Annotated in this window: 10 protein-coding genes; all 10 read left to right on the top strand. The window is 62.4% G+C overall.

Going from position 1 to position 12,115, the window contains the following annotated elements:
* Positions 1 to 34: 34 nt before the first annotated feature.
* The 10 genes from AB7G19_RS12465 to AB7G19_RS12420 all read left to right on the top strand — a co-directional run bounded on the left by AB7G19_RS12465 (position 35) and on the right by AB7G19_RS12420 (position 11,525).
* Positions 35 to 1,393, top strand: a complete 1,359-nt coding sequence (locus AB7G19_RS12465; protein ID WP_283017256.1) for a formimidoylglutamate deiminase — start codon at positions 35 to 37, stop codon at positions 1,391 to 1,393.
* On the top strand, positions 1,390 to 2,118 hold the full coding sequence (hutC, locus tag AB7G19_RS12460; protein WP_354096566.1) for a histidine utilization repressor: 729 nt from the start codon (positions 1,390 to 1,392) through the stop codon (positions 2,116 to 2,118). The genes AB7G19_RS12465 and hutC overlap by 4 nt, the downstream gene beginning before the upstream one ends.
* A 105-nt stretch (positions 2,119 to 2,223) precedes the next feature.
* Positions 2,224 to 3,168, top strand: coding sequence for an ABC transporter substrate-binding protein (locus AB7G19_RS12455; protein ID WP_283017258.1), 945 nt, complete (start codon positions 2,224 to 2,226; stop codon positions 3,166 to 3,168).
* Positions 3,169 to 3,240: 72 nt separating this feature from the next.
* Positions 3,241 to 4,014 (top strand): ABC transporter permease, encoded by a 774-nt coding sequence (locus tag AB7G19_RS12450; protein WP_071911576.1) that lies wholly within the window; start codon positions 3,241 to 3,243, stop codon positions 4,012 to 4,014.
* Entirely contained in the window at positions 4,011 to 4,796 is a 786-nt protein-coding gene (locus AB7G19_RS12445) for an ABC transporter ATP-binding protein (RefSeq protein WP_063981932.1), read from the top strand. The genes AB7G19_RS12450 and AB7G19_RS12445 overlap by 4 nt, the downstream gene beginning before the upstream one ends.
* Positions 4,789 to 6,021: a Zn-dependent hydrolase gene (locus AB7G19_RS12440; RefSeq protein WP_354096565.1), complete on the top strand. Its 1,233-nt coding sequence runs from the start codon at positions 4,789 to 4,791 to the stop codon at positions 6,019 to 6,021. Before AB7G19_RS12445 ends, AB7G19_RS12440 begins: the two co-directional genes overlap by 8 nt.
* Positions 6,022 to 6,739: 718 nt before the next feature.
* On the top strand, positions 6,740 to 7,504 hold the full coding sequence (locus tag AB7G19_RS12435; RefSeq protein WP_063981930.1) for an outer membrane protein: 765 nt from the start codon (positions 6,740 to 6,742) through the stop codon (positions 7,502 to 7,504).
* A gap of 703 nt (positions 7,505 to 8,207) precedes the next feature.
* Positions 8,208 to 8,618 (top strand): hypothetical protein, encoded by a 411-nt coding sequence (locus tag AB7G19_RS12430; RefSeq protein ID WP_441267838.1) that lies wholly within the window; start codon positions 8,208 to 8,210, stop codon positions 8,616 to 8,618.
* Between the two features lie 1,682 nt (positions 8,619 to 10,300).
* Positions 10,301 to 10,984, top strand: a complete 684-nt coding sequence (locus AB7G19_RS12425; protein ID WP_063981927.1) for a helix-turn-helix domain-containing protein — start codon at positions 10,301 to 10,303, stop codon at positions 10,982 to 10,984.
* 79 nt (positions 10,985 to 11,063) lie between these two features.
* Positions 11,064 to 11,525 carry a hypothetical protein gene (locus tag AB7G19_RS12420; RefSeq protein ID WP_283018915.1) on the top strand — a complete coding sequence of 154 codons (462 nt, stop codon included), beginning with the start codon at positions 11,064 to 11,066 and terminating at the stop codon, positions 11,523 to 11,525.
* The last annotated feature ends 590 nt before the right edge of the window (positions 11,526 to 12,115 follow it).

Below are 12,115 nucleotides of genomic sequence, written 5' to 3'. Positions count from 1 at the left end.
TCGTGGGGCGGTTCTGTCCAGCCGGCGTGTAATCATGACCCGACTGCATTTCGCCTCCGCGCTCCTGCCTTCGGGCTGGGCCAATGACGTGCAGATGGTGATCACCGCCGGCGCGATCGCCGAGGTGACGCCGGGCGTGGCGCCGGCCGCCGGCGACGAGCGTCATGGAATTGCGCTTCCGGGGTTGGCGAGCCTGCACAGCCACGCATTCCAGCGCGGCATGGCGGGGCTGGCCGAACTGCGCGGCGATAGCACCGATACGTTCTGGACCTGGCGCGACACGATGTATCGCTTCGCGCTGACGATGACGCCGGACGATGTCGCCGCCGTTGCGACGCTGTTGTATGTCGAGATGCTCGAACAGGGCTTTACCCGCGTCGGCGAATTCCACTACCTCCACCACGATCGCGACGGCTCCCCTTATGCCGACCTCGCGGAAATGGCTGCGCGCATTGCACAGGCTGCCGAAGCTTCCGGCATTGCCCTGACGCTGCTGCCGAGTTTTTATGCGCATGGCTCCTTTGGCGGCGCAGCACCGCATGCCGGACAACGCCGCTTCATCTGCTCGGTCGATCAGTTCGCCGCGCTGATGGCTGCGTCGCGCAAGTCGATCAGCAGATTGCCGGGCGCCAATATCGGCATCGCGCCGCACAGCCTGCGAGCGGTGACGCCGGATGAGCTCGCGGCGATCATTCCGCTCGCGGATGGCGGGCCGGTGCACATCCATGCCGCCGAGCAGGTGAAGGAAGTCGAGGATTGCCTGGCCTGGTCGGGACGACGGCCGGTGCAATGGCTGCTGGAGCACGCGCCGCTCGATCAACGCTGGTGCCTCATCCACGCGACCCATACGACTGATGCGGAAGTCACCGCGTTCGCGAAGACCGGTGCTGTGGCGGGTCTCTGCCCCATCACCGAGGCCAGTCTCGGCGACGGCATCTTTCCGGCGCGCGAATTCGTCGACGCTGGGGGCGCGTTCGGTGTGGGCACCGACTCCAACGTGCTGGTCGGCGCCGCCGACGAGCTGCGTCAGCTCGAATATGGCCAGCGTCTCAAGCATCGTGAGCGCAACGTGCTCTCCGGCGGCGCAGGTCGCTCGACGGGACGTACGCTGTTCGATCACACGCTCGCCGGCGGTGCGCGCGCGCTGGCACAGGCGACGGTTGGCCTCGGGCCCGGCGCACGCGCCGACATCGTCACGCTCGACACCGCGCATCCGTCGCTCGCGGGACGTTTGCGCGACGCCGCCATCGACGGTTGGATTTTTGCCGGAGGGACCGGCGCGATCGATTGCGTCTGGGCCGGCGGCCACAAGGTCGTCGAAGGCGGACGACACAGACTGCGACAGACCGCGCGCGAGCGCTTCAACGCAGCGGTGCGGAGGCTCGTCGCATGAGCCTGGCCACCGATGCCGCCGACCAGCCGACGCTCTACAAGCGCATCCGCGCCGACATCGAGAGGCGCATCCTGACCGGCGAATGGCCGCCCGGGCATCGCATCCCGTTCGAGCACGAACTGGTCGCACGTTACGGCTGCTCGCGCATGACGGTGAACAAGGCGCTGTCGGAGCTCGCGCAGGCAGACCTGATCGAACGGCGGCGGCGCGCCGGCTCCTTCGTACGCCGGCCGCAGCATCTGTCCGCGGTGCTGAAGATCGCAGACATTCGCGCCGAGATCACCGCGCTTGGCCGCGGGTACGGCTACGAGCTGATCGGGCGCAAGCTGCGCGCGGCGACCGCCGCCGACCGCGAGCGTCTTGGCGTCAAGAAGGCCGGAAAGGTGGTTGCGATCACCTGCCGGCACAGCGCCGACAAGGTGCCGTTTGCCGTCGAGGACCGACTGATCGATCTGTCGTCCGTGCCGGATGCAGCGACGGCGGATTTCTCGCGCGAACCGCCCGGCTCGTGGCTGCTTCATCATGTCCCATGGACGGAAGCCGAGCATACGATCAGCGCCATCGTTGCGGACGATCGCACGGCGGAGGCGCTCGACATCGCCGTCGGCGCGCCTTGCCTCGTGATCGACCGCTATACTTGGCGCAGCGCGCGCACCATCACCGCGGTGCGCCTGCTCTATCCCGGTGACTCTCACCGCCTTGTCGCCCGATTCAAGGGAGGCTGAGAGAACGATGTCGGCACAAATCGTGCAACGCTTCGGGCAACGGTCTATCAGGACCGAATGATCAACAGGGACGTCAATCCATCGATCGGCAAGAGGACGACAATCATGCGTAGTTCGACAATTTTTGCGACAATCATTGCCCTCGCGGCCTCCACTCCCGTGCTCGCCGACGACGTCAAGGTCGGCGTGGGCATCTCCGGATGGACCGGCTTCGCGCCGCTCACGCTGGCGAAGGAGGCCGGCATCTTCAAGAAGAACGGTCTTGACGTGACGATCAAGAAGATCCCGCAGAAGGACCGCCACCTCGCGATCGCCTCCGGCGACGTCCAGTGCGCGGCCACGACCGTCGAGACCTGGATCTCGTGGAACGCCAATGGCGTTGCGACCAAGCAGATCTTCCAGCTCGACAAGAGCTACGGCGCCGACGGCATGGCCGTGCGCAACGATCTCGCATCGATCAAGGACCTCAAGGGCAAGACCGTCGCGGCTTCCGCGCCCGGCACCTCGCCCTATTTCGCGCTGGCCTGGATGCTCAAGAAGAACGGGCTCTCGGTGAAGGACGTCACCGTCGTGAACCTCGAGCCCGCGGCGGCCGCGCAGGCCTTCGTCTCCGGCCAGAACGATGCCGCGATGACCTACGAGCCGTATCTGTCGACGGTTCGCGCCGCGCCCGACAAGGGCAAGATCATCGCGACCACGCTCGACTATCCGATGGTCATGGACACCTTTGGCTGCACGCCGAAGTTCCTCACCGAGAACCCGAAGGCCGCCAAGGCGCTCGCCGACAGCTATTTCGAGGCGCTCGACATGATCGCCAAGGATCAGGCCAAGGCCTATGAGATCATGGGTGCCGATGTGAAGCAGACCGGCGACGCGTTCGGCAACTCGGCAAAATATCTGCGCTGGCAGGACAAGGCCGCGAACCAGAAGTTCTTTGCCGGCGATTTCCTGACCTTCAACAAGGAGGCCGCCGACCTCCTGCTCGAGATCGGCATCATCAAGGCCGCGCCGAAGGTCGAGGACCTCTTCGACGCGAGCTACATCAAGTAAACCGTTCAGGAGCTGCCGGCCCCGTCTCGCGGCGGGGCCGGAAAACTCGTTCACCGCCCGGATAGATCGTTGATGCGTCCCCTGGATCCCGTGACATCGAAGCAGCGCGTGGCTTACGGCCTCGCGTTCTTCGTGCTGTTCGTTGCCCTCTGGTCGTGGGCGACGCTCGGCGGCCATGTGTCGAAGACCTTTCTCGCCAACCCGCTGACCATGATGCAGGAAGGCTATGACCTGCTCGCCAAGCAGGGCTTCCTGTTCGACATCGGCATGACGATCTGGCGCGTCGTCGGCGGCTTCGCGCTCGCGGCGATCATCGCGGTTCCGCTCGGCGTGCTGATGGGCGCCTACAAGCCGGTTGAAGCGTTCCTCGAACCGTTCGTCTCCTTTGCTCGCTATTTGCCTGCCTCGGCCTTTATCCCGCTGCTGATCCTGTGGGCCGGCATCGGCGAATTGCAGAAGCTGCTCGTCATCTTCATCGGCGCGGTGTTCCAGATCATCCTGATGATCGCCGTAACCGTGGGCACCACGCGGCGCGATCTGGTCGAGGCGGCCTATACGCTCGGGGCCAGCGACCGCGGCATCATCCGCCGGGTGCTGCTGCCCTCCTCCGCACCCGAGATCGCGGAGATTCTGCGGCTGGTGCTGGGCTGGGCCTGGACCTATGTCATCGTCGCCGAGCTGATTGGCTCGTCATCGGGCATCGGCCACATGATCACCGACAGCCAGGCGCTGCTCAACACCGGCCAGATCATCTTCGGCATCATCGTGATCGGACTGATCGGTCTCCTCTCGGACTTCATGTTCAAGGCGTTCAACGCCTGGCTGTTTCCGTGGAGGCTCGCATGACCACGCTGAAGATCGAACAGGTCTCGCGAACCTTCCCCGCGCGCCACGGCAACGCACCGACCAGGGCGCTGGAGCCGACCGACCTCACCATCGGCAACAACGATTTCGTCACCATCCTCGGCCCCTCCGGCTGCGGCAAGTCCACGCTGCTTCGCATCGTCGCCGGTCTCGACCGGCCGACCAGCGGGCGCGTCACGCTCGACGGGCGCGAGGTGACCGGCCCGGGCGCCGATCGCGGCATGGTGTTCCAGTCCTACACGCTGTTTCCCTGGCTGAGCGTGCGCGAGAACATCGCCTTCGGCCTGCGCGAGCGCGGCGTGCCCGAGGCGGAGCGCAACAAGATCGCCGATGCCTTTATCCGCCAGGTCGGGCTGTCCGGCTTCGAGAACCACTGGCCGAAGCAGCTCTCCGGCGGCATGCAGCAGCGCACCGCGATCGCCCGCGCGCTCGCCAACGATCCAAAGATCCTGCTGCTCGACGAGCCCTTCGGCGCGCTCGACAACCAGACCCGCGCCCTGATGCAGGAGATGCTGCTGGGCATCTGGGAGCGCGACCAGAAGACCGTGCTGTTCGTCACCCACGACATCGAGGAAGCCATCTTCCTCGGCAGCCGCGTCATCGTGATGAGCGCGCGCCCCGGCCGTATCAAGGCAGAGATCAATGTGGACCTGCCGCATCCGCGCTCCTACAAGATCAAGACCACGCCCGAATTCGTCCAGTTGAAGGAACGGCTGGTCGAGGAGATCCGCACCGAGGCGCTGAAGGTTGCCGAACATGCCTGACACCAAGCCGCGTGCCGATGGGCAACGCGTTCTCGCCGATCTCAATGCGCTCCGTGCCATCGGCGCCTACAAGACCGGCGTGCACAAGCCGACCTTCTCCGAGCCGCACAAACTGTCGCTCGACTGGCTGGTGCAGAAGCTGCCCGACGCCGGCCTCACCGCCGCGATCGACGGCATCGGCAATGTGTTCGGCAGCAGCGCGAAGCCGGGGCCGAAGCTGCTGGCGGGCTCGCACCTGGAGAGCCAGAACTACGCCGGTTGGCTCGATGGCCCGCTCGGCGTCGTCTATGCGCTCGAAGCGGCCCGCGTGCTCAATGCCGATCCGTCCGTGAGGGGCGCGGTCGAAATCGCCGCCTGGTGCGACGAGGAAGGACATTTTGGGCACTTCCTCGGCTCGCGCTCCTATGTCGGACAGGTGACCGAGGCCGACATCGATGCCGCCCGCGACCGCACCAGCGGCCGCACCATGCGCGGCGCGCTCGCCGACATGGGGCTCTCGGGCCGCGCGCGCGTCGCGGCCGAGCCGGGACGGCACGTCGGATATCTGGAGGCGCATATCGAGCAGGGCGACACGCTCGAAAGCGGCAAGCTGGCGATCGGCGTGGTGACCTCCATCGTCGGCATCTGGCAATACCAGATCAATTTCGTCGGCGAGCAGAACCATGCCGGCACCACCCGCATGGCGGCGCGGAAAGATGCCGGCCTCGCGCTGGCCAAGTTCTGCGTCGCGATCGACGAGCGGTTCCCAGGCGCCTGTGGCCCGCGCACGGTCTGGACCACCGGCCGCATCACGCTCGATCCCGGCGCGCCGAGCATCATTCCGGGCAAGGCCGAATTGCTGTTCCAGATCCGCGACGACGATCCGGCTGTGATCTCGCGGCTGGAGCAATTGCTGCGGACCATGTCGGAAGAGGCCAACGCGAAGGGCCCTTGCACCGTCACCGTGGAGAAGATTCGCACCGGCGCGCCCGCGATGATGAACGCCGGCTTCCAGGACGCCATCGAAGCCGCGAGCAAGGCCCTTGCCAGCGGACGATCCATTCGCATGCCCAGCGGCGCCGGCCACGACGCGCAGCTGCTCGCGACCGTCATGCCCGCGGGCATGCTGTTCGTGCCGTCGATCGGCGGCATCAGCCACCACTGGACCGAGAACACCGCCGACGCCGACATCGTCACGGGCGCGCAGGTCTTCGTCGACGCCTGCCGGCGGCTCCTCGGTGGTTAGAACGACGTGCCGCCGCATCTGAACTCCTGGACGATGTCGTACTTGCCCTTCGTGATCGGCACGGCATAGCCGAAGCGCAGCGTTCAACCACACCCGCCTCTGGAATGCTGGGTCGCCCGCCTTCGCGGGCGATGACAGCGCGTGTTGCAGACACACCATCGCATTCTCGCGGCTCATTTCGCCCGAGCTTTGCTTCGTCGTTCCACCCTCGAAGCCAAGAGGGCGCAGGGAAGGCCGGGTGCTGACCTCGCACCCGCGGTCCGCTGCGCGAAAGGTAGCGCAAGGAAACCGCACAGCAGCATACAGGTGGTGCCAATCACTCGGCCTTCCCTGCGCAGGGAAGAATTAATGAGCAAAAAATGTAGCTAAATCAATTCCATGTGGTTGTTGTGTTTACATTTGTGTCGCGATCCGGTGACGGTTCGGCCGCGAAAATATATATGAATGCCTATGAACCCCTGTGGATGGCGGTGAAGGCTGGCGGCGGTCGCTCCCACCAGTGCACTGAGTGATTTTGCGCGTCTCGGGCAATCAGGGTTATGCACGCCAGAGGGCTTTTGGTTCCGCTAAGTCATTAATGGATATAAACAATTTGAAGATGTGATCCGAAGCGAGTGTTGCAGCTCGGCTACAGCAACCACGGGGCGAACGAACTACTGTTGATTCGTCGGGCGGGGCTTATCGCCCTATCGAACTGCTTTCTGAGGAGATTACTTGTATGAAAAAATTTCTGGTTGCTGCGGTCGGGATGATGGCCGTTGGATTGTCCGCTCCGGCGTCGGCGGCTGACTTGGCGGCGCGTCCGTACACCAAGGCACCGCCTCCGATCGTGGCACCGATCTACGACTGGACCGGCTTCTACATCGGCGGCAATGGTGGCTGGGCGCAGAACCACAACTGCGTGGATTTCCTTGACGCGGCCGGCGTAGCCGTAGCTTCCGGCTGCCGCGATCGGTCCGGTGGCGTCATCGGCGGCCAGCTCGGTTATCGCTGGCAGGCCAGCCAGTGGGTGTTTGGCCTGGAAGCCCAGGGCGATTGGGCGGATCTCAGCAACCAGCGCGTCAGCCTGATCGATGCTTCGCTCTCCACTCGCACCAAAACCAGTGCCATCGGCCTCTTCACCGGCCAGATCGGCTACGCCTGGAATGCGTCACTGTTCTACGTGAAGGGCGGCGCGGCGGTGACAGACAACCGCTTAAGCGTCATCGATAATGCCTTCGGCACCGAGCTCGCCGCGCAAAGCGCTACCCGCTGGGGTGGTGTCATTGGTGTTGGATACGAGTATGGCTTCACCCCGAATTGGTCGGTGGGCGTCGAATACGACCATTTGTTCATGGGGCACCGGAATAATTCGTTCACGGTCGCTGATCCGCGACTTGCCGCCTTTGTGAACGACCGGATCACGCAGGACGTGGACATGATCACGCTGCGCTTCAATTACCGCTTCGGCGGTTATGGCGCCCCGATCGCAGCGCGTTACTGATTTCCTCCAGCGAACTTAAGCCCCGGCGTCGTCCGGGGCTTTTCTTTATCTCTCGACAACGCGGCGGTCCCGCTTAGGAAAAAGCCGGTAGGACCACTCAGGCGGTGCAGACGCCGATAACGCCGAGCATCTGCCTCATTGAGGATCAAGATCGCGATTTGCATGGCGCGGGAAAGCCTGTCCATAAGGGCAATTGAAAGGCGCCGCAAGGTCATCGATGGTCGATGCGCGTTCGAGCCTCAGCCCGAGGCCTGGCCTTAACAACCTCCAAGCCCCGGCCTGCCCCAAACCCAAGGCCGGGGTTTTTTCTCGGCTGCGCGAGGCCCTCGCCAGTGTCCTCTGAGCCAGGCGATCGCCTCATCGAGGCTGTCGGCGCACAGCGCCGGGCCAGGCGCGCCGGCATCACCGGCGGCTCACACCAGGCCGACGCCGAGGACCGGCGGGTGCTCGACAGATTGTTGGCGGACGCCCTCACTGCGGAGCGAAATACCCTCAACGAAGGGACCAATGTCAGCTACAAAGAGAAGGAAAACCGAGGCAAGTCCTCTGCGGAAAATCTAAGAATGGCTAGCAATCAGGCCCCGCTTTTACTTTACCCCGCCGAGTTTCGGTCGCTCCGTTCATAAAGAAGATGGCGCTAGACACGACCGATGCACACGCTACGTTAGTCCGATAGTTTGGTAGTCGCGTACTGGTGGCGGACGTGAGCTTTCAGATGTCGATACTCAAAATCCTCGCCGGCCAGCCCGATGGCCGGGCCAGTCTTGACGTCGTCAAGCAACACCTGGCTCTTTTCTACACCAGCGGACCCGAGTGGACCGGTCGCATGAAGCTTCTGGCTGCGCGGGCACCAGACCTCGATATCTTCGGCCAAAAGCTGATCGCGCGCGAGCCAGGCGAGTGGTGTATCACGGACGCGGGCCGGGACTTGCTCTCGGCGGTTGAGCAGCCACCTACGACCGTATCTAAAGATCTTACGCTCGGCGAGCTGATCGAGAATCTGCCGGCCAGCGAGTTTGCCTCGCCGCCCCCGCCCCCGCAACGTCGTCTAGAAGAGCACAAGCGTCGCCGCGGCATCCAACGCCGGGTCGCACGAACGCGCAGATCGGCATAAGAGCTCCCGACTACCTTATCGCTCCTCGACCAATGGCGCTCATGACGTCGAAGAAAAGCGCGAGCGGGAACCGTGACGAACCTGCCTTCAAAAGATCACCTTCGGTGAGATGCGCGCCTCCGGCGCCCGCGACGTCCTGAACTACACCGCGACTATGGCTGCTGCCAGCATGTCGACGCCAGCGCTGACGGCTGGGTCCTCCAGTTCAACGCCGCCGACTATCTTGGCGCTGCATTGACCGGCGATGGACGTGACATCGAGGCCTGGCAACCCGCAAAGTTACCGTTCTGAAGGACAAAGATTGCCCTCTGCGAGGCCGGCCTCTGGGACGCCGTTACAGACCCAGCACCAGCGTATACGCGAAAGATGCTGAAAGAACGCTCAGCCCAATAATGGCGACTTTGAAAACGAGGTCTGGCGCTGCCACGATGCCCTCCACGAGTTCGCAAATCACTTGAATCTTACGCTTTATTCCGGAGGTTGCAATTCGGCTTCACAACGTCAACGATGCGATCAACGCGAGACCAAACGCGGCTGATGCCCAGACCAGTGATTGGTAAATCCAGTACCGACGGCGATTTCATGACGCGCCTTCCTCGCATGAGGAGGCCGCTCGATAGGCAGCTGCGCCATTGAGCCAGATCAATGAACGTCGTTAATCACATTCTAAAAAGCGCGAAAGAGAGCAGCGCCACCGGCAGCATGCCGACAGCAATGACTGCGATCCGAAGGAGCACTTCCCGCCACATGGGTAATCGTAACGGGCCGCGCCCCAAGGGGGCTGCAGTTCGTGCCAGCTTGACCGAAACAGTAAGAGGAATTCGGCAAAAAGCTGCGCGACTAGAAGGGTCTACGCCCTCGGGAGACCAATGACCGCAGAACGGTCAACAAATATAAGCTCGCGATCACGCCAGCGTCCGACCAAACGCCAGCTGGCATTAATCGCATGGACGGTGGCCCACCCGGCTCGGGACGCAAGCTTCAGCGAGAGGGCCATGATCGCCGACAAGCTGACCCGGTGGCTGACCCAGGCTGAGCAGCATCAGGTCTCGAAATTCATCGCGGACGAAACGGCGATGCGCAAAGCACTCAACAAGCGGGTCACGAAGCGATAGCCGCCAAGTGCGGATGAGGACGCACGGGCCAGCCCACTTTGACGGGAGGCGATCTCACTTGCCTTCCGACTTCGCGATCTCTGCAAGGTTCTCAAGCTGGCTCCCAAGCGCTGCCCAGCTCCGTGAGATGTTCGTCAGCACGGTCGCTCGGCGGGGTGAATTCCTCGGATCAGCGGCACGTAGTTTGTACTCGGCGGCATAAGCGCGGCATTGTTCAGCTGTAGGCACGTTGTCCCCTTGTGCGCATCAGTGTCACTGTCGTGTGACCGATGGCGATGAGACGATCATCACCATTGCAAGGAAGCCGACACAATCAGGAGAAGCCGCGATGCAGCTATGGGGCTTTGCCGTGCCCCACGATGCGGCGGCCCGTCACCAGACCGATACACGACGCCAGCGAGCACAACCGCGCTGACGGCAACAGTGACAATGCTCCACTGTCCCTTGGTACAGTACCATCGCGTCAGTCGCCAAATACTATGCTTCACTCCACCTTGGGGTGGAGCTTATCGTTCCGCGCACCGAGACGTATTCGATTGGCTAAAAATCAATAAAAGAGTAGCCCGCATGTTTGTGCGTAATACTACGGGGCGGTCCCTCTGCCCTAATTCGCTCACTGACCTTGGCATCACGAGCGAATCAAATCCGGGCGTCAGTTCGAGTGTATTGATCTACAAAAAGGGGAAAGCAATTTTCAGTGAGAAGGAACCTGCCGAATACGTCTATCAAGTAATCAGGGGAGCGGCGCGCAGTTACAAACTGCTCTCTGACGGTCGACGCCAGATTGGCGCATTCCATTTGGCCGGAGATATTTTCGGGCTGGAGAACAGTGGGACGCATCGATTTACGACCCAGGCGGTGGTCGAGACGACGCTTCGCCTGATCAGACGGCAAACTCTAGAAATGGTCGCCGAAACCGATCCAGCTGTCTCGCGCAACCTACTCCGTATGACTACCAGCAACCTCGAGCACGCGGAAAATCATATGCTGCTGCTTGGCCGTAAATCGTCATCGGAGAGAGTTGCCGCGTTCTTGCTGGAGATGGACAAGCGCCTGACCGCCACTAACTCAATGGCACTCCCCATGTACCGTCGCGATATAGCTGACTACCTCGGCTTAGCACTCGAAACGGTGTGTCGTGTTCTATCCAGGCTGCATGGAGCGGGCGTACTTGATTTCACCGCTGGTAGTCACCGGGAAATCGTACTTCTCGACCGAGAGCGGCTGGCAAACCTCGATCCACCAGATTAGGTCCAGTTCAGGACGAAGCTGAGTGCCCTCGAAGCAGGCTAAGTGCGGCCGGCCGTAGCGGAGTTGACGGGTGTTCGAGATGACGAACCTAAAATCCAGAGCCGTTTATTTGGTTCTTCTCGTGGTTCAACTGACAGGAGCACTCTTCATAATCTTGGACGGCCTGCCCGAATTTAGGCACTTGATAATCCATCCCGGTGAGCAGTTGCCGTTCGAACGGTCCGATAACCTTGCTAGGCCCGTCATTATCATTGCGATGCAGGTCGCCTATTGGTATCGCCTGCGACGCGTTCCGCTCCCACCTCCGCGCTCGAATCCGATCCTGAGTCACCTGTTTCTGTTTCTGGGGCGTCTCGCCTTTATTTTCGGCGGCTCGCTATTCGGTGTCGTGTTCTTCAGACATTTGCCGGAGATCAATCAGGGCGCCGATCTTTGGCTCATGTTCCGCCGGGGACTGCAACTCGTCGTATCGTTGTTCACGCTATTCTGCGTCACGCTTGAACTGGAACGACTGGGGCGTGCGCTTGGAGGCAGCCAATAGAACTGACGGATGCCGGCCCTCCGCATCGTGACTGACATTTTTCCATTTAGCTTCTTGCCCCCAACTACCTCAATACCTGCGGTCGCATTGGCACAAAGGGCACTAGCCAAACACCCAGGTTCTGCTTGTCTGGGGCACGCCTTGCCCATCTTTCCAGCCCCCAAGCTTTCTTAGATTGGCGAGAACGTAGAAGGCCCCGGCGCGGTCAGCAACTTCGCCGGGGCCGGTTAACACGTGGGGTAGCTAAGACGATGGACGCAGAGGCTGAGCGGCAACGCGGATTGGAATTGGGACGCCGCTGGGCGGAGCATGCTTCGGCGCATGAGCTTACGACTATGGTGAGCGGCTCGTTCGATGATCTCAGCCAAATTCTGCCAGCGGATACGTCTGATCATTTCGTCGGCGGCTTTCGCGAGGGCGTGTTGCGCGTCTGGCGCGGGGCTTAGGCCTCAGCACAAGGGCGCCCGGATGGGGGACCAAGCACCCTTGCACCCCCATCGTTGGCCGATCCAGGTGTGAGTTCTAAGGGACTGCTGGACAAGCCGACGAACGCTGGATTACCGAGCGAATCAATAGCTGAGTCCCTTGCC

It is taken from the genome of Bradyrhizobium sp. 215_C5_N1_1 (genome assembly GCF_052075935.1).
Taxonomy (GTDB): domain Bacteria; phylum Pseudomonadota; class Alphaproteobacteria; order Rhizobiales; family Xanthobacteraceae; genus Bradyrhizobium; species Bradyrhizobium barranii.
Note: the sequence above shows the minus strand (reverse complement) of the source record. Positions and strands in the feature narration are given on the sequence as shown.